Genomic DNA, 17,628 nt, shown 5'->3' with positions numbered 1-17,628 from the left:
ATGGCAGCATCTGATCAACGCTCCGTAGCGATCGTGACCGGTGGCGCGCGCGGCATCGGCCGCGCCTGCGCAAAGGCATTGGCCGGCGCCGGCTTCGATATCGCGCTCGTCGACCTGCTCCGTCCGGAACTCGATCGCACGGCCGGGGAAATCCGCGAGCTCGGCCGGGAGGTCATGACCTTCGAGGCGGACGTCTCCTCCTTCGTCGACGCTCAGGACATCGCTCGGAAGGTCGTCGCGCAGTTCGGTCAGATCGACGTGCTCGTGAACAATGCCGGGCGCTCGATGCCGAAGGGCATCCTCGAGATCTCCGAGGAGGAGTTCGATCGGACCCTCGCGATCAACCTGAAGAGCTGCTTCAACTATATTCGCGCCGTGGCGCCGGTCATGCTCGAGCAGGGCGGCGGCCGCATCATCTCGATGTCCTCGCTCAACGCCCATAGCGGCGGCGTCACGGCGGCGGTCAGCCGCTTTGCCTATGCCTCCGCCAAGGCCGGCATCATCGGCATGACCAAGGCTCTGGCCAAGGAGCTCGGCCCCTCGATCCTGGTCAATGCGGTCTGTCCCGGCGTCATCGAGACCGAACTCGGCAATACGCTGACACGCGAGCGTGGCGCGGCCCTCGCGGAAGCCGGCATTTCCCTGCGGCGCATGGGCAAGCCCGAGGATGTCGCGCAAACCGTGCTGTTCCTGGCCAATTCGAAACCGTGTTTCATCACCGGCCAGGCGCTGATCGTCGATGGCTTCCAGTACCACATCTAGAGCATTTTCGAGCGAAGTGGAGACCGGTTCGCGTGAAGAAAATGCATCAAAACAAAAGGATAGAGCATTTCCGCGATTCGGAGAAACGCGGAAATGCTCTGAGGGTCGGCTCATGAACCCGTCGCCACCCGAGATTGCGCGGCATGCCGGAGCGAAGGCACGTCCCTTGCCTGTCGACGCAGCGAACGGACGGAGCTGAACTTTGGGATACCGTATCGGCGTCGATATCGGCGGCACTTTCACCGATTTCTGCGTCTTCGACGAAACCTCTTCTGCGCTGCATACGCTGAAGGTGCTGTCGCGGCCGGATGCTCCCGGCGCCGAGGTTCTGCAGGGGCTGGACGAGATCGAAGGCCGCTTCGGCATCGCTCCATCCGACGTCTCGTATTTCACCCATGGCTCCACCGTGGGCGTGAACAGCATCATCCAGGGCACCGGCGCCAGGCTGTGCCTGTTCGTCACCGAAGGCTTCCGTGACGTGCTCGAGCTGGCTCGGCTCAAGATCCCGGATCCCTATGATCTGTTCTCGCGCCGGCCGCCGCCGCTGGTTCCGCGTGATCGGGTCATCCCCCTGCGCGAGCGCATGAATGCCGATGGCAAGGCCGAGATCGTGCCGCAGGAGCCGGCGATCGCGGCCGCCCTCGCGCGAGCCGAGGCCGCCGGCGCCGAGGGCGTCGTACTCGCTTTCCTGCACAGCTACGCCAATCCCGCGCATGAGCGCCTGGTCAAGGAGATCCTGAACCGCCTGCGCCCTGGGCTGCCGGTTTTCTGCTCGGCGGAGGTCTGGCCGATCGTGCGCGAATACGAGCGCACCATCACGGCCTGCATTCACGGCTCGGTACAGCCGCGCGTCTCGCATTATATCGGCCGGCTCGAAGAGGCCTTGCACCAGCGCGGCGTCGTTCCGCCTCCGATGATCACCAAGTCCAATGGCGGCGTGATGACCGCAGCCGCAGGCAAGGAGCGCAGCATCGAGATGCTGCTGTCCGGCACGGCGGCGGGCGTGATCGGCGCCGGCTTCGTGGCGCAGCGCTCCGGGTTCGACCGGCTGATGAGCCTGGATATCGGCGGCACCAGCGCGGATGTCGCCTTGCTCCGCGACGGCATGCCCGATTTCCGCTCCGGCGAATTGGTCGGACGCTACCCGATCTATCTGCCGACAGTCTCGGTCTCCTCGATAGGCGCCGGCGGCGGCTCGATCGCGAGCGTCGATTCTCTGGGTGTGCTGCGCGTCGGCCCGGAAAGCGCCGGCTCCATGCCCGGCCCGGCCTGCTATGGGCGTGGCGGCCAGCGGGCAACGATCACCGACGCCTTCGCGGTCACCGGCGTGCTGGGCGCTGCCGAACTCGGCTATGGCGCCGTCAGCGTCGATCGCGCCCGCGCGCTTGCCGCGATCGAGCCGCTGGCAGGAGGTCTTGCGCGCAGCCCTGCCGCGACCGCCGAAGCGGTGATCGATCTTGCCGTCGCCAACATGTATCGCGAGACCAGCCGGCTGTTCTCCCAGGTCGGCGAGGAGCCGAGCGGCTATGCGCTGCTCGCCTTCGGCGGCGCCGGTCCGATGCTGGGCTGTCTCCTGGCCGAGGCGATGGGAATGGAGACCGTCATCGTGCCGGAGACGCCCGGCGTCCTTGCCGCGCTCGGCGGTCTGCTGGCGGATCTGCGCTCCGATTTCGTGCGCGTCGTCTTCCAGGACGTCGAAGCCGCATCCATGCCTGCCTTGGCGCAGGCGCTCTCCGACCTCATCGCCGAGGCGCGCGCCTGGCTGCAGGACGGACAGGGCCATCGCGGCGAGGCTGCCGTCACGATCTCCGGCGATATGCGCTATCGCGGCCAATCCTACGAGATCGAGACGCCGCTGGAGGAAGCCTGGATCACGCTGGGAGACGACAAGGCAATCGCAGCCGCCTTCCATGCCCGCCATGCCGAGATCTACGATCATGCCGATGAGCAGGCCGCCGTCCAGATCGTCGCCCTGCGCGTCGTCATCGCCGGGCTCACGCCGAAGCCGAACTTCCCTGAGCGCGCCGCCGATCCTGTCGAAACAACGCCGCAGCGGAGGCTGCGGGTGAGTCATCGTGGCCGCGAGATCGATGCCGGCCTGTTCGAGCGCCGCGACCTGAAGCCCGGCAGCCGCTTCGCCGGCCCGGCCGTGGTGATCCAGGACGACACGACGACCTGGGCTCCGCCCGGCTTCACCGGCGAGGTCGATGGCTATGGCAACCTGATCCTGAGGCGGGGCACGGCATGACGACGCTCGATCCGGTCACGCTCCAGATCCTGAAGAGCCATTTCGAGGCTGCCGCCGAGAGCATGGCCTATACCTTGCTGCGCACCGCCCATTCGGCCTTCGTCAAGGAGACCGAGGATTTCACCAGCGGCCTGACCACGCCCTGCGGCCAGACCTTCGCCAGTCCGAAGGATCTCGGCGCGACCTGGTTCATCGGGCTCGACTACAAGGGCGCGATCGAGGCGATCCCAGGTTATGCGCCGGGCGATATCTGCATCACCAACGATCCCTATTCCGGCTATGTCTGCACCCATGCGCCGGACATGCATCTGTGGATGCCGATCTTCGAGGGCGAGACCCTGGTCTGCTTCGCCGTTGGCCATATCCACAACACCGACATGGGCGGGGCGGTGCCGGCCTCGCTGTCGCGGGCACTGACCGAGGTCCAGCAGGAAGGCATCCGCATCCCGCCGACCAAGCTCGTCGAGCGCGGCGTGATGAACCAGGACGTGCTGCGCATCATGCTGCGCAATGTCCGCATGCCCGACCAGAACTGGGGCGACCTCAAGGCCCAGATCGCCTCGCTCAAGACGGGTGAGCGCAAGATCCGCGAGGCGATCGCCCGCTTCGGCGTCGAGACCGTCTGCGCCGCCACCTATGGCGTGCTCGATCTCGCCGACCGCCAGGCCAGGCGCCTCTTCGCCTCGATGCAGGACGGCGACTACACCTTCACCGACTATATCGACGAGGACAGCCCGGGCGGCGTCCCGTGCCGGCTGAAGCTCACGGTGCGCGTCAGCGGCGACGAGGCGGTGTTCGACTTCAGCGGCAGCGACCCCCAGCTGCAATCGGCGCTCAACATGCCGACCGGCGGGTTGCCGCGGCACATCCTGCCGCTGGTCGGCTACAACTACGTCGTCTACTCGCTCGATCCGACCGTGGCGCTCAACACCGGGCTGCTGCGCCCGGTCCGCTGCATCCTGCCGGAGGGCTCGGTGGTCAATCCGGTCTATCCGGCTGCGACCGGCATGCGCAGTCTGACCTGCGCCCGCATCCAGGGCATGGTCGTCGGTGCCTTCTCGCTCGCCTTGCCCGATCGGCTCCCGGCCGGGCCGGCCGGCGGCGGCGGTATCCTCAATGTCCGTACCACCGACAGCCGCACCGGCCGCCTCGCCATGGCCTCGATCAATCCGATCACCGGCGGCGGCGGCGGCTGCGGCCGCGAGGACGGCCAGGACGGTTCCAACTCCTTCCTGAAGAACACGCCGATCGAGATCACTGAATCCGAGGTGCCGATCCGTGTGCTCAGCTACGAGCTCGTTCCCGATAGCGGTGGCGCGGGGCGCTATCGCGGTGGCCTTGCCGCGCAGATGACCTTCCAGATGTTCTCGCCGAACTCGGTCGTCACCGCGCGCAACCGCGACCGCGTCCGCTTCTCGTGCTGGGGCCTGGAAGGGGGCCAGCCCGGCGCGACCTGCGGCTTCCTGCGCAATCCCGGGACGGAGCGGGAGGAGAATCTCGGCAATACCGATGTGGTGCGCTGCTCGCCCGGCGACGTGCTGAGGATTTCGGCGGCAGGCGCGGGCGGTTGGGGCGATCCCTTCAGCCGCCCGGTTGCCGAGGTGATGGACGACGTGGCGCAGGGCAAGGTCAGCGAGATCGGTGCTCTTGCCTATGGCGTCGTCGTCAGGAACGGCTTGCTCGACAAGGCGGCGACCGAGGCTTCGCGCGCGGACAGCCAGCAGCGCGAGACCGGCATCGTCTTCGATCCGGCCCGCCTCGCCTTCGAGCGGGTCTGGTCGAACGCAGCCTGGGATGCACTGTCGGAAAAGCTCTTCGCGCTGCCGATCGAATGGCGCTTCTTCATGAAGCACGAGATTTTTGCTGGGGTGAACGCCGATACAGCTGCGGAGGGCGATCCTGTCGCCGCGATCGAGCGTGCCTATCGCCGCCTGCTGGAGCTCTATCCCCAGATCGTGCCGCGACGGCTCGGAGAAGCGGCATGAATATTGAGTTCACCAGCCAGTCCGTCCTGATCGCCGGCGCCGCGCGCGGCATCGGGCGCGGCATCACCGAGGCCTTCGCCGCGCGCGGCGCGCAGGTCTTCGCCGGCGACCGGCTCGGCGATGAGATGGCGGGATTGCCGGCTCACAAGACCGAGCTCGATCTCTTGAACAAGGCGGCGTTGCGCGGCTGGATCGAGACCAGCGAGAAGACAGCCGGCCGCAGCCCCGACGTGCTGGTCTATGTCGCGGGCGGCGTGCTCGGGCAGAGCGCCAAGCCGCTCGAGGAGGTCGACGAGGAGGCCTGGCGCGCCATCCTCGACGTCAACCTCACCGGCGCCTTTCTCTCCGCCCAGGCGGTGACGCCCGGCATGAAGCGGCGCGGCAAGGGCCGCATCGTCTTCATCGCCAGCGGCGCAGGCCTGCGCACCTCGCTCACCGGCATCCAGGCCTATGCCTCGGCCAAGGCCGGCGAGATCGGCCTGGCGCGCCAGCTAGGCCAGGAGCTCGGGCCGTTCGGCATCACCGTCAACGCGGTCGCGCCCGGCTTCCAGCGCACCAGCCCGGACTATGAGCGGCAATGGCAATCCTACTCGCCCGAGCGGCAGGAGAGCCTGATCGCCAATACGGCGCGGCGCCGGCCCGGCACTCCGCAGGACATCGCGCATGCCGTCATGTTCCTGGCCTCGGACTATGCCGACTTCATCACCGGCCAGGTTCTTTCGGTGACGGGCAGCCCCTGAATCCAGCAGAGTTTAGAGAGGAGGACGGCATGACGACGACGCGTAGAGACGCCTTGAAGACGGTTCTGGGCTCGGTCGCCCTCTCCTCGGTCGGCTGGGAAAGCGCCTCGGCCCAGGCAGGCGGCAAGTTCGTCTATGCCAATAACAGTCCCTACGACAATCTCGACCCGCACACGATCTTCGACACCGCCCGCGCCGCGACGCGCTTCAACCTCTATGACGGGCTCTACCGCTGGGTCGACAACCCCCCGAAGATGATCCCCTGGCTGGCCGAGAGCCATACCGTCTCCGAGGACGGCAAAGCCTATACTTTCAAGCTGCGCAAGGATGCGAAATTCCATGACGGCAAGCCGGTCACGGCCGAGGACGTGGTCTATTCGATCGAGCGCATGATCGCGCTGAAGAAGGGCGCCGCCAGCCTCTATCTCGATGCGATCAAGCCCGGCACGACCAAGGCGCCGGACGCCCATACCGTCGTCTTCAACCTGGTGCAGCCCTCGGCGATTTTCCTCACAACTGTTCCCGACATCCTCGTCGTCAACAGCGCGCTGGTGAAGGCCAATGAGAAGAGCGGCGACTGGGCCGAACCCTGGCTGGCGCGCAACGAGGCCGGCAGTGGCTCCTACGCGCTGCGCCGGCACGATCCGGCGGTCGGCTGGACCGCGCGCCGCTTTCCCGAGCATTTCGCCGGTTGGACCGGCCAGCCCTTCGACGATCTCGAATTCCGCACCGTGCTCGAGACCAATACGCGCGTGCTCGGCCTGATACGCGGCGACTATCAGGGCGCCGACGGCTACCTGCCCTATGACCAGATCCAGCGGCTGCGCCAGTCGCCGAACGTGCAGATCATCGAGCAGGAATCGATGCGCGTCTTCATCCTCGCGCTGAACAACAGCAAGCCGCTGATGAACAACGCGAATTTCCGTCGCGCATTGGCCTATGCCTTCGACTATGACGGCTTCATCGCCAATATCATGAAGGGCTCGGTCAACCGCAATCCCGGCCCGAACCCGAACAATATCTGGGGCACGCCGGCCGGGTTGAAGGGCTATAGCTACGATCTCGATAAGGCCCGCGAGGAGCTGAAGAAGGTCACCGAGCCGCTTCGGCCGATCACCATCAATGCGCTCGCCGGCTTCAGCGAATCCGAGCAGGCGGCCACCTTGTTCCAGAACACGCTGCGCCAGATCGGCGTCGAGGTCGTGGTCGAGGTCTCGCCCTGGTCGGTCGTCTCGGGCCGGATGCGCAATGCCAACACCCAGGCCGATATCGTGCCGCTCTGGAAGAGCACCTATTATGTCGACCCGAACAACTGGGTCGGCGAACTCTATGGCACGCGCTATCACGGCACGCGCACCTTCTCCTATTACAGCAATCCGGAATTCGACAAGCGGCTCGACCGCGCGCTGGTGTCGGGTGACCAGGAGGAGCGCCGCAAGCTCTATGAGGAAATGACCCAGATGGTGAACGACGATGCCGCCGGCATCTTCGTCTACAACACCAAATGGTACGGTCCCTATTCGAGCAAGGTCGAGGGCATCCGCTTCTCGCCGGTCAGCAACGGCCAGGACATTCGCTGGGCCTCGCTCAAGCGCTGAGGAGAACGATCTGGGACGGGCGGAGACGATGCGGTGAACTGGCTGTCGATGGTGGCGAACAGGCTGATCTGGTTCGTACCGACGCTGCTCGGGTTGCTCGCCATCGTCTTCACCCTGTCGCGCGTCGTGCCGATCGATCCGGCGGTCCTGGTCGCTGGCGAGAATGCCTCGCGCGAGCAGGTGCAGCAGGTGCGCGAGCGCTTCGGCTTCGACAAACCGTTGCCGGTGCAGTTCTTCAACTATGTCCGCGACGTTGCCGAGGGCAATCTCGGCACGAGCCTCTTCACCCAGCAGCCGATCGTCGACGACCTCGCGACGCGCCTGCCTGCGACGCTGGAGCTGACCGTCGTCGCGGTGTTGATCGCGGCGCTGATCGGCATTCCGCTCGGCGTCTTCTGCGGGCTCAACCGCAATTCCTGGATGGACCATGTGCTGCGCGTGGTCACGGTCTCCTGCCTCGCGGTCGCTTCCTTCTGGTTCGCGATGCAGCTGCAGTTCCTGTTCTCGATGAAGCTTGGCTGGCTGCCGCTCTCCGGACGGATCGAGGGGTTCCCGCCGGAGACGGTGACCGGGCTGATGGTCGTCGACGCGCTGATCGCGGGTGACACCGAGATCCTGGGCTCGGCGCTGCGGCACATCGCGCTGCCGGCGCTGACACTCGCCCTGCCGGCGGCGGCGACCGTCGTGCGTTTCACCCGCAACGGCGTCATCGGCGTGATCAACTCGCCCTCCGTCGCCTACCAGACGGCGATGGGCTTTCCGCGGCGGGTCATCGTCTGGAAATACGTGCTGCGCATGGCGCTGACCGCGACCGTCACCCAGCTCGGCCTGATCTTCGGCATCCTGCTCGCCGGCGCCGTGGTGGTCGAGACGGTGTTCGACTGGCCCGGGCTCGGCGCCTATGCCGTGCGCTCGATCCTGCAATCCGACTACAATGCCGTGATGGGCTTCACCCTCTGCACCGGCGCTCTCTTCGTGCTGATCAACCTCATCGTCGACATGCTGCAGGCGGCGATCGACCCGCGCGGGGCGGCATGATCGCGCTGCTCAAGCGCTTCGCCCGGGACCGGGCGGCCCTGCTCGGCGCCAGCCTGCTCGCGCTCCTCGTCATCGCGGCGATCTTCGCCCCGCTGCTCGCGCCTTATCCTAACGATGTCGTCGACTTCCATATCCAGCGGCGCCTGCTGCCGCCGACAGCCGAGGCGCTGTTCGGCACCGATCGCATGGGCAGCGACATCTTCAGCCGCATTCTCTTCGGCGCCCGCATCACCCTGACATTGGCCGCGATCGCGGTCGGCTCGGCGCTGGTCATCGGCGTCCCGATCGGCCTGATCGCCGGCTATTACCAGAGCTGGATCAGCGATGCGCTGATGCGGGTCGCGGAGATCTTCCTGGCCGTGCCGCAGATCGTGCTGGCGATCGCCATCGCCCAGACGCTCGGCCCCTCGATCGAGAACGTCATCCTCGCGCTCTCCTTGACCTATTGGCCGTTCTGGGCGCGCCTCGTCTATGCCGAGACACGCTCGATGCGGAACGAGGTCTTCGTCGAATCCGCCGTAGCGCTCGGGGCCTCGCCCTGGCGCGTGATCGTGCTGCACATCCTGCCCAATATCGCCTCGCCGATCATCGTGCGCACCTCGATCGGCATGGGCGCGACGATCCTGACCGCGGCGACGCTCGGCTTCCTCGGCCTCGGCGCCCCGCCGCCGACGCCGGAATGGGGCCGGATGATCGCCGAGAGCCGCGAATACCTGCCGGAGGCCTGGTGGTACGCGCTGGCGCCGGGCATAGCGATCTTCCTGACCGTGCTCGGCTTCAACCTGTTCGGCGACGGCCTGCGCGACATCCTCGACCCGCGCACGCGGCGCAGCCTCTGATCGATGACGACCCTGCTCGACATCCAGAAGCTGTCGCTCAGCTTTCGCACCGAGAAGGGCCCCGCCCGCGTGCTCGACATGGTCGATCTCGCGGTGAAGCCCGGCGAGATTGTCGGCCTGGTCGGCGAATCCGGCTGCGGCAAGACCACGCTCGCCCGTGCCATCCTCGGCACTTTGCCGGAGGGACTGACCGAGATCGGCAGCGGCCATATCCGCCTCGACGGCGTCGATATGCTGCGTGACGGCAAGGCGGCCGAGCGTGTCCGCGGCAGCACCGTCACCTTCGTGCCGCAGGACCCCTTCGCCAGCTTCAACCCGCTCTTCCGGGTCGGGACGCAGATCCGCGACCTGATGCGCTGGAAGGCGCCGCGCGAGGGCGGCAAGCGGCCGGGCGACGACGCGATCATCGCCATGCTCGACGCCGTGCAGCTGCCGCAGCCGAAGGCGATACTCGCCAAATATCCGCACGAGCTCTCCGGCGGGCAGCGCCAGCGGGTGATGATCGCCATGGCGCTGCTGCCGCAGCCGCGGCTGATCATCGCCGACGAGCCGACGACCGCGCTCGACGTCACCGTGCAGGCACAAATCCTCGGCCTGCTGCGGCGGCTCGCGGTCGAGCGCGGCGTCTCCGTGCTGTTCACCACCCATGATCTCGGCGCTGCCTGGGAGATCTGCGACCGGATCGTCGTGATGTATGCCGGGCAGACGGCGGAGATCGCACCGCGCGACGAATTCTTCGCCGCCCCGCGCCATCCCTATACGAGCATGCTGCTCGACAGCCTGCCCGAGCCCGGCCGCAACCCGGTCGGCATTCCCGGCGGCGTGCCGAGCCCGCTTTCGCCGCCGGCGGGCTGCCGCTTCAATCCGCGCTGTCCGCGCGCGAGCGATATCTGCAACAAGACGCGGCCGGAGCTCACCGAAGGCGAGGCCGGCCATCTGGTGGCCTGCCATCATCCCGTTACCGCGAAGGCGCCGGCGCTCCATGTCTGACGCTTTGCCCCTTCCCCTGCTCGAAGTCGAACGGCTCGCCCGCCACTTTCCGGTGCGCGGCTTCCTGAACCGGCAGGTCGGCACGCTGCGTGCGCTCGACGATGTCAGCTTCTCGGTTTCCGAGGGAGAAGTCCTCGGCATCGTCGGCGAGTCCGGCTGCGGCAAATCCACCCTCGGCAAGACGCTGATGGGCATTCATGACCCCAGCCGAGGCGAGGTGCGCCTGCAGGGCGAGCGGATTGCCGCGCCCGGCCAGAAGCGCGCCGCCGCCGTCCGGGCAAGGCTGCAATATGTCTATCAGGATCCGGGAGCCTCGCTCGATCCGCGCTGGACCTTGCGGCGCTCGTTGCACGAACCCCTGATCATCCATACCGACTGGCCCCGCGCCAAGCGCGAGGCCCATGTCCAGGCGATCGTGAAATCGGTCGGGCTGCCCGAGGCGCATCTCGACCTCTATCCGCACGAGATCAGCGGCGGCCAGCAGCGCCGCGTCGGGCTCGCACGCATCCTGGTGCTCGGCCCGCAACTCGTGATCTTCGACGAGCCGACCTCGGGGCTCGACGTCTCCGTGCAGGCAACGGTGCTCGCGCTGTTTCGCGATCTCCGGCAGGAATTCGGCCTGACCTATCTGTTCATCAGCCATGACCTTGCGGTGGTGCGCTCGATCTGCGACCGGGTGATCGTGATGTATCTCGGCCGCATCGTCGAAATCGGCAGCACGGCGGATGTCTTCGCCGCCCCGCGCCATCCCTATACGCGCTCGCTGCTCTCGGCGGCGCCTCGCATCGGCGGGCCACGCGTCACCGAGAATTTCTCGCTCCAGGGCGAGCCGCCGGACCCCTCGAACGTGCCCTCTGGCTGCCGTTTCCGGACGCGCTGCCCGTTGGCGATCGACCGTTGCGCCAAGATCGATCCGCCTGCCGAGTTCGAGGGCGGGCATGGCGTCGCCTGCCTGCGCTGGCGTGAGCTGGCGGCATGAGCGCGGGATAGAGACAGTGCAGCCCAGCAAGCCTTCCGGTGGCCAGCCGACCTGGCTCGTCGCGCTCGTGACCATGGTCGCGGTACAGACGGCCACGGCCTTTTTGTCCCGGATTCCGCCGACGCTCGCGCCGGCGCTGACTGCGGAGCGCGGCTGGTCCGATGCCGTCGTCGGCTATCTCGCCAGCCTCAACACGCTGGGCTCCATTCTCTTCCTCGCGCTTGGATCTCCATTCCTGCGCAGGCTCGGGTCGATCCGGGCCTTGCAGGTCGGCCTTGCCGTCGGCATCCTCGGCCTGTCGCTCTTCCTGCCCCCGTTCTGGCCCGCAGCGGCCCTGGCCTCGCTGCTGATCGGCGTGGGCTACGGTCCTTCCTCGCCGGCAGGCAACGACATCCTGCACAGGACCGCACCGGCATCCCGGCGCGCCATGATCTTTTCCATCAAGCAGGCGGGCGTGCCCGTCGGCGGCATCGTCGCCGGCCTGTTCCTGCCGCCGATCGTCGAAGCCTTCGGCTGGCGCGCTTCGCTGCTGGCGGCGGCGATCTTCGTCCTGGTGGTGATCCTCGCCGTCCAGCCGATCCGCGAGGGGCTCGACGCTGACCGCAAATACGACGAGCCGCTGACGATGCGCGCGCTGCTCTCGCCCGCCAACATGTCGTCGTCTCTGGCAGCGCTGCTCACCTCCACCTCGGTCTTCAGGCTCGCCGCGGCTGGCGCCTGCCTCGCGGTCGGGCAGGGCATCTGGTTCGCCTACCTCATCACCTTCGCGGTGTCCGCCCTGAAATATGATCTCAGCGCCGCGGGTGTCGCCTTCGCGATCATGCAGGCGATGAGCGTCATCGGTCGCATCCTGCTCGGCTGGGTCGCAGATAAATTCGTCGCTCCCCGGCGGCTGCTCGGGCTGCTGGGACTGGCCTCGGGACTGACATCCGCCGCGATGGCCTGGGTCGGCAGCGACTGGTCCTATCTCCAGTTCTGCGGTCTCGCCGCGATTGCCGGCGTCACCGTGTCGAGCTGGAACGGAGTCCAGCTCTCGGAGATCGCGAAGGCCAGCCCGTCGCACCTCGTGCGCGAGACCTCGTCCGGCGCCACGCTGATCATCTTCATCGGCTATGTGATCTCGCCGGCGGCTTTCGCCCTGCTGCTCGGCGCGACGGGCCGCTTCGATATCGGCTTCATGATCTGCGCCCTGTTCGGAGCCCTGTCCTTCGCCATCACGCAGCGATCATGGTCAGGACGCGCCTAGCTGAACATTGGCCTGCTGATACCGCTCGGGGCTTCAGTACTAGAATCCGAGAAAGCCCAGGATCGCCTTGGTCTGGGCCTGAACCATGGCGCCGCCGCCGGCATGCGGGCAACCGAGCCGGGCAGCACCACGCAGCAGCGGCGTTTCCGGGCGGGTCACGATGTCGATGACGGCAGTATGGGGCTTGAGATCGCTCACATCGATGGCGATGCCGTCGAGATCCTGCATTCCGACCGGTGTCGCATGGACGAGGAGGTCGAGCCTGCCGACATCCAGCGCCCCCGATTTCGGTCGGAGCGACGAGATCGCGGCGACACGCTCGCAGAGGCGTTCGGCACGGCCGCCGTCGCGATCCATGATCGTCAGGCTGGCGACGCCCGCATCGGCGAGCGCGAAGGCGATGGCGGAGCCCGCTCCTCCCGCCCCGACGAGGCCCACAGTCAGGCCGCGCGGCGAGATGCCGAGGCTTTCGACCGCGCCGATCAGGCCGGCGCCGTCGAAGATGTCGCCGACCCAGCGGCCATCCTCCGTGCGCCTGGCGGCATTGACGGCGCCGACCGCCCGGGCGCGGACGCTGATCTCGTCGAGATGGGCGATCAGCCGCTCCTTGAACGGCATCGTCACCACCAGGCCGTCGAGATTGGCGATCGACATGATGCCGCCGATCGCCGCATCGAACCGGTGCTGCGGGATATGCAGCGGCATCAGCAGCGCGTCATGGCCGCCAGCGGCGAGCAGCGGATTGACGTTCTGGGGCGATTTCGCGTGGATCACCGGATCGCCGATGAAGCCGAGCAGACGGGTGGCGCCGGTGATCGGCGGTGCGGGAGCTTGGGCGGATGTCATGGCGGCCTTCTCTTGACGGCTTGTTCGACCCTAGGGCGTTGGAGGCGGGCCGGAGGAGGCGCGGATCACGAGTTCCGCAACGGCCTCCAGCGGCGCGGAATAGTCCTTCCCTTCCACGCGCGCGACGAGGACCCGGGCAGCGATCCGGCCGATCTCGGCGCTCGGAACCCGCACCGTCGTCACCGGCACCGGGAGATGGCTCATGACCTCGATATCGTCATAGCCGACGATCGAGAGATCCTCCGGTAGCCGCAGGCCCATGGCGGCCGCTTCCAGCACGGCGCCGACGGCGAGATGCGCATTGCCGCAGACGACGGCGGTCGGTCTGGGATCCGTGTCCATCAGCTTGCGGAAGAGGGCGCGGCCCTCGGCGATCGTCCACTCGCCCATGGCGAAATGCTGGGGGCGCACGGCAAGGCCGCGCAGCGCCAGCGCATCGCGCACGCCTTCCAGACGCGCGCTCGCGCGATCGTTGTTGCGGGTCGACTGGGCGATGACGCCGAAGCGGACATGGCCGAGATCGGCCAGGTAATCCGTCATCGTCACCAGTGCCTTGTGATTGTCCGGCCCGATGCAGGTGCCGTGCGTCTCGCGGTCGTAGACGAAGGTGTTGACGAAGGGCATCGCCCGCTGGACCAGGAGCGGCTCGAGCTCGGGATGGTGCGCCTGTCCGACCAGGATCAGGCCATCGACTCCGCGCTCGACGAATTTGCGGACCTGATGCAGCTCAAGCTCGGGCTCGTATTCCGAACAGGCCAGCAGCAGCGTATAGCCGGCTTGCGACAGCTCCGATTGAATCGCATGGGTCGCATGGGCGAAGTCGCCGACAGAGAGTGCCGGGAAGACGGCGCCGATCGTGTGCGACCGCCGCGTGCTGAGCGCACGTGCCGCGCCATCGGGCACCCAGCCCAGCTCCTTGACCGCGCCGGCGATGCGCTCGCGCAGATCGGCCGAGACCACGTCGGGATTGTTGATGGCGCGGGACACTGTCGCGGTCGAGACGCCGGCCGCGCGCGCGACCTCGCGCAGACCGACGCTGCGGCGCAGATCGGCGACCGCGGGGACGGTCTCGGTAGCCCTGGTCTGCGTGGTCCTTGCTCTTGGCATCGGCTCCGGTGGCTCTGATCAGGTGTTGCGGCGCTCAGGCGAGCTGGTTGCTCGCCAGGCCGAATTGGAAGCGATAGATGCCACAATCGCGCGCCGGCTCGAAACCTGCTGCGATCCCGTCCAGCGCCTGCGCGGACGCGTGCCGGTCCAGTGCGGCGTCCAGCGGCGCCAGATCGGCCGCCTCGACCAGCAGGACCCAGTCCACGGTCTCGTCGGGCCCGCCGCGCAGCTCCTTCTCCGCGGTCTGGCCGCTGCCGCCCCCGCCCCGTCCCTCCAGCAGATGGACGGCGACGATCGATGGTGCCTCGCTCAGCGCGCCGATCACCTCCTCCATTCCGTGCAGGAACGCGGCGCGATCGCTTGTTGCGCTCAGTCGCACTGTGGCGATGAAGGCGCCATCGCCGAGGCCACCGCCGGCGGCAACCGTGCAGATGGTTCGGGACGTATCGAGAAAGTGCCGGACCACCCGCCGGGTCCAGTCCGATGGCGCATTGAGCCGCGCGAGATAGGCCGGGGCGGTCAGTGTCTCCGGCGTCTCCGTCTCGTAGAAATTGAAGTATTTCGGCGCGCCGCGCTCGGCGACGTAGCGGCGGCCGCGCAGGAAGCCGGGCACGCCGACCCGCTCCGGAATATGCTCGCGCATGTGCCAGGCCACGAAATCCGCCTCGGCCTCCGCGGCGATGCCATTCCAGATCGCCAGCACGCCCTTGCCCGCCAGTGCCACGTCAATCTCCTCAGACTCGATGAAGCTGCAGCCCGCCGCCGACATCGATATGGATGCCGGTGGCATAGGGAATCGCGCCCGTGGCCAGCGAGACGACGGTTCGGCCGATATCGGCCGGCTCGCCCCAGCGCCCCATCGGAATGCCGCCATCGGCAAGCAGCGCATCGTATTTGGCAGCGGCGGGTTCGGTCATGGCCGTGCGGATGACGCCCGGGCGAACCTCGAACACGGCAATGCCCTCGCCAGCGAGCCGCGCGGCGAAGAGCTTGGCCATCATGGCGACTCCGGCCTTGCTGATGCAGTAATCACCCCTGTTCTCGCCGACGATCTCGGCATTGGCCGAGCCGATGAAGATGACCGAGCCCGGCTTGCCGGGAGCGTGCGCGAGACGACGGCGCGCGAAGGCCTGCGTCAGGAAGAAGCCGGCCCGGAGATTGATCGCGAGGGTCCGGTCATAGCTCTCGGGCGAGAGAGCAAGCAGGTCGCCACGCGCCAGCGAGGTGACGCCGGCATTGTTGACGAGGCATTCCGGCTCGCCGAGTTCCGTCGCGATGCGCTCGAGCAGGGCCTCATGCGCCGCGATATCGGAGACGTCGCAGCTGTAGTAGCGGCCTTGCCGAGCCGCATCGGTTGCGTCGTCCGGCCCATCCTCCAGGCTCACGCCGGCGACGGCGAAGCCGGCATCGCCGAGCGCATCCGCGATCGCCCAGCCGATGCCGCGTCCCGCGCCGGTGACGATCGCAACACGGTTCATCGCACGCTCCCGGGACGGGCGCTGATCGAAAGCGGGATTGGGTTGCGGCTTGACACTGAAAGGCTCCGAACTTTATGAAACCGGTTACAAAATCCGGCGTGAAAGTCAATCGCGGCTGTTGTCGGAACAGGTTCGGGAGCGGGACATGAAGGTGATCAGCGCGAGCGAAGCGGCCTCGCTCATCGAGCCGGGCGACAGCGTGCTTGTCAGCGGGTCGGGCGGCGGCCACTGCGTTCCGGAGGCGATCCTCGAAGCGGTCGAGGCGCGCTTCCTGGAAACGGGCGCGCCGCGCGATCTCTGCCTGATCCATGCGGTCGGCATCGGCGACCGCAAGCTGAAAGGCGCCGCGCGCTTCCGCCATCCCGGCATGCTCAGGCGCAGCATCACCGGCGCGCTGGTCGATTCGCCGCCGCTGATCGAGCTGGCGCAGAAGGACCTGATCGAATCCTACACCTTGCCGCAGGGCGTCATCGCCCAGCTGACCCGCGAGATCGCGGCCGGCCGGCCCGGGCTGATCACCAAGACCGGCCTGCATACCTTCGTCGACCCGCGCCAGCGCGGCGCGCGGCAGAGCGAGAGCGCCCGCGAGGATCTCGTCGAGCTGCTCGAGATCGCCGGCGAGGAATGGCTGCGCTTCAAGCCCTATCCGCTCGATATCGTGCTGCTGCGCGGCACGAGCGCCGATGAGGACGGCAATATCAGCATGGAGCAGGAGGCGATCCCGGGTGAGATGCTGTCCTCGGCCCAGGCCGGGCGGCGCCTCGGCGCGGCGGTGGTCGTACAGGTCAAGCGCCTGGCACGCCGCGGCACGCTTCCGCAGCGCAGCGTCAAGATCCCCGGCGTCCTCGTCGACTATGTCGTCGTCGACGAGAACCAGCGCCAGACCTATTGGAGCGACTATAATCCGAGCTATTCCGGCGAGATGCGCATCCCGCTGGAGGGCATGCGCAAGCTTCCCTTCACCGAGCGCAAGATCGTCGCACGGCGCGCCGCGATGGAGATCGCGCCCGGCGCCATCTGCAATCTCGGGGCGGGCATCTCGACCGGCGTCTCCGCCGTCGCAGCCGAGGAGGGCTTCCTCGACGAGATCGTGCTGACCAACGAGCAGGGCTTCCTCGGCGGCGCGCCGCTCACCGGCCCCGATTCGGGCGCCGCGCAGAATTACGACGCCATGGTCGACCAGCCCTATCAGTTCGATTTCTACGATGGCGGCGGGCTCGACATCGCCTTCCTGTCCTTCGCCGAGGTCGATGCCGAGGGGCATGTCAATGTCAGCCGCTTCGGCGACACCATCGTCGGCATCGGCGGTTTCGTGAATATCAGCCAGAATGCCCGCAAGGTCGTGTTCAGCGGCACCTTCACCGCCGGCGGCCTGCAGGTCGCGACGACCGATGGAAAGCTGCGCATCCTCCAGGAAGGACGCAGCCGCAAGTTCGTCAGTGCCGTCGAGCAGATCTGCTACAATGGCAGCTTCGCGCGCGAGCAGGGGCGAGAGGCCGTCTTCGTCACCGAGCGCGCGGTCTTCCGCGTCGGCGCGACCGGCCTCGAGCTCTGCGAGATCGCGCCCGGCATCGATATCGAGCGCGATATCGTGGCGCATATGGCCTTCCGCCCGGGCATCGCCGCGGATCTCAAGACGATGGACGAGCGGCTGTTCTCGCCGGAGCCGATGGGCCTGAAGCGCGACATTGCCGCGCGTGGGCCACAGACGCGCCAGCCGCGTCGGCGCCTGGCGGACAAGCAGGCGGCCCGCGTCTCCGAGCCTGCCTGAC

General features: G+C 67.4%; 15 protein-coding genes. 11 read left to right on the top strand and 4 right to left on the bottom strand.

Annotation, left to right across the window (positions count from 1 at the left end):
* The 10 genes from EV560_RS07630 to EV560_RS07580 all read left to right on the top strand — a co-directional run bounded on the left by EV560_RS07630 (nucleotide 1) and on the right by EV560_RS07580 (nucleotide 12,425).
* A complete protein-coding gene (locus tag EV560_RS07630; RefSeq protein WP_131855135.1) occupies nucleotides 1–762 on the top strand; it encodes an SDR family NAD(P)-dependent oxidoreductase in 762 nt (253 codons plus the stop codon).
* Nucleotides 763–964: 202 nt separating this feature from the next.
* Nucleotides 965–3,010: a hydantoinase/oxoprolinase family protein gene (locus tag EV560_RS07620; RefSeq protein WP_131855133.1), complete on the top strand. Its 2,046-nt coding sequence runs from the start codon at nucleotides 965–967 to the stop codon at nucleotides 3,008–3,010.
* Complete coding sequence (locus tag EV560_RS07615) at nucleotides 3,007–4,995, top strand: hydantoinase B/oxoprolinase family protein (protein WP_131855132.1); 1,989 nt, start codon at nucleotides 3,007–3,009, stop codon at nucleotides 4,993–4,995. The genes EV560_RS07620 and EV560_RS07615 overlap by 4 nt, the downstream gene beginning before the upstream one ends.
* Nucleotides 4,992–5,735: an SDR family NAD(P)-dependent oxidoreductase gene (locus EV560_RS07610; RefSeq protein WP_131855131.1), complete on the top strand. Its 744-nt coding sequence runs from the start codon at nucleotides 4,992–4,994 to the stop codon at nucleotides 5,733–5,735. The genes EV560_RS07615 and EV560_RS07610 overlap by 4 nt, the downstream gene beginning before the upstream one ends.
* A 29-nt stretch (nucleotides 5,736–5,764) precedes the next feature.
* On the top strand, nucleotides 5,765–7,333 hold the full coding sequence (locus tag EV560_RS07605; protein ID WP_131855130.1) for an ABC transporter substrate-binding protein: 1,569 nt from the start codon (nucleotides 5,765–5,767) through the stop codon (nucleotides 7,331–7,333).
* 33 nt (nucleotides 7,334–7,366) lie between these two features.
* Nucleotides 7,367–8,371 carry an ABC transporter permease gene (locus EV560_RS07600; RefSeq protein ID WP_131855129.1) on the top strand — a complete coding sequence of 335 codons (1,005 nt, stop codon included), beginning with the start codon at nucleotides 7,367–7,369 and terminating at the stop codon, nucleotides 8,369–8,371.
* Nucleotides 8,368–9,210: an ABC transporter permease gene (locus EV560_RS07595; RefSeq protein WP_131855128.1), complete on the top strand. Its 843-nt coding sequence runs from the start codon at nucleotides 8,368–8,370 to the stop codon at nucleotides 9,208–9,210. Before EV560_RS07600 ends, EV560_RS07595 begins: the two co-directional genes overlap by 4 nt.
* 3 nt (nucleotides 9,211–9,213) lie before the next feature.
* Entirely contained in the window at nucleotides 9,214–10,200 is a 987-nt protein-coding gene (locus EV560_RS07590; RefSeq protein WP_131855127.1) for an ABC transporter ATP-binding protein, read from the top strand.
* Entirely contained in the window at nucleotides 10,193–11,179 is a 987-nt protein-coding gene (locus tag EV560_RS07585; protein WP_131855126.1) for an ABC transporter ATP-binding protein, read from the top strand. The genes EV560_RS07590 and EV560_RS07585 overlap by 8 nt, the downstream gene beginning before the upstream one ends.
* 16 nt (nucleotides 11,180–11,195) lie before the next feature.
* Nucleotides 11,196–12,425 carry an MFS transporter gene (locus EV560_RS07580; RefSeq protein ID WP_165923366.1) on the top strand — a complete coding sequence of 410 codons (1,230 nt, stop codon included), beginning with the start codon at nucleotides 11,196–11,198 and terminating at the stop codon, nucleotides 12,423–12,425.
* Between the two features lie 39 nt (nucleotides 12,426–12,464).
* On the opposite strand, the gene EV560_RS07575 is transcribed toward EV560_RS07580, so the two are convergent.
* From EV560_RS07575 to EV560_RS07560, 4 genes are read right to left on the bottom strand one after another with little or no spacing between them, the layout of a single operon-like run.
* Nucleotides 12,465–13,271: a shikimate dehydrogenase family protein gene (locus tag EV560_RS07575; protein WP_131855124.1), complete on the bottom strand. Its 807-nt coding sequence runs from the start codon at nucleotides 13,269–13,271 to the stop codon at nucleotides 12,465–12,467.
* Between the two features lie 30 nt (nucleotides 13,272–13,301).
* Nucleotides 13,302–14,378 carry a LacI family DNA-binding transcriptional regulator gene (locus EV560_RS07570; RefSeq protein ID WP_131855123.1) on the bottom strand — a complete coding sequence of 359 codons (1,077 nt, stop codon included), beginning with the start codon at nucleotides 14,376–14,378 and terminating at the stop codon, nucleotides 13,302–13,304.
* A 34-nt stretch (nucleotides 14,379–14,412) separates the two neighbouring features.
* Nucleotides 14,413–15,102 (bottom strand): DUF4286 family protein, encoded by a 690-nt coding sequence (locus tag EV560_RS07565; RefSeq protein ID WP_131855122.1) that lies wholly within the window; start codon nucleotides 15,100–15,102, stop codon nucleotides 14,413–14,415.
* 10 nt (nucleotides 15,103–15,112) lie between these two features.
* Entirely contained in the window at nucleotides 15,113–15,856 is a 744-nt protein-coding gene (locus EV560_RS07560; RefSeq protein WP_131855121.1) for a 3-ketoacyl-ACP reductase, read from the bottom strand.
* 145 nt (nucleotides 15,857–16,001) lie between these two features.
* Between EV560_RS07560 and EV560_RS07555 the strand changes: the two genes are divergently transcribed.
* Nucleotides 16,002–17,627, top strand: coding sequence for an acyl CoA:acetate/3-ketoacid CoA transferase (locus EV560_RS07555; RefSeq protein ID WP_131855120.1), 1,626 nt, complete (start codon nucleotides 16,002–16,004; stop codon nucleotides 17,625–17,627).
* Nucleotide 17,628: the final 1 nt, after the last annotated feature.

The sequence above is a fragment of the Allobosea sp. BK604 genome (assembly GCF_004341515.1).
Lineage (GTDB): Bacteria > Pseudomonadota > Alphaproteobacteria > Rhizobiales > Beijerinckiaceae > Allobosea.
The sequence above is the reverse complement of the archived record's forward strand: the minus strand, read 5'-3'. Positions and strand labels throughout refer to the sequence as shown.

Bases quoted from the DNA above. Each gene is read 5' to 3' on its own strand.
- EV560_RS07605 (WP_131855130.1), top strand. From the start codon at position 5,765: ATGACGACGACGCGTAGAGACGCCTTGAAGACGGTTCTGGGCTCGGTC.
- EV560_RS07585 (WP_131855126.1), top strand. From the start codon at position 10,193: ATGTCTGACGCTTTGCCCCTTCCCCTGCTCGAAGTCGAACGGCTCGCC.
- EV560_RS07575 (WP_131855124.1), bottom strand. From the start codon at position 13,271: ATGACATCCGCCCAAGCTCCCGCACCGCCGATCACCGGCGCCACCCGT.
- EV560_RS07560 (WP_131855121.1), bottom strand. From the start codon at position 15,856: ATGAACCGTGTTGCGATCGTCACCGGCGCGGGACGCGGCATCGGCTGG.
- EV560_RS07630 (WP_131855135.1), top strand. From the start codon at position 1: ATGGCAGCATCTGATCAACGCTCCGTAGCGATCGTGACCGGTGGCGCG.
- EV560_RS07555 (WP_131855120.1), top strand. From the start codon at position 16,002: ATGAAGGTGATCAGCGCGAGCGAAGCGGCCTCGCTCATCGAGCCGGGC.
- EV560_RS07590 (WP_131855127.1), top strand. From the start codon at position 9,214: ATGACGACCCTGCTCGACATCCAGAAGCTGTCGCTCAGCTTTCGCACC.
- EV560_RS07570 (WP_131855123.1), bottom strand. From the start codon at position 14,378: ATGCCAAGAGCAAGGACCACGCAGACCAGGGCTACCGAGACCGTCCCC.
- EV560_RS07610 (WP_131855131.1), top strand. From the start codon at position 4,992: ATGAATATTGAGTTCACCAGCCAGTCCGTCCTGATCGCCGGCGCCGCG.
- EV560_RS07595 (WP_131855128.1), top strand. From the start codon at position 8,368: ATGATCGCGCTGCTCAAGCGCTTCGCCCGGGACCGGGCGGCCCTGCTC.
- EV560_RS07615 (WP_131855132.1), top strand. From the start codon at position 3,007: ATGACGACGCTCGATCCGGTCACGCTCCAGATCCTGAAGAGCCATTTC.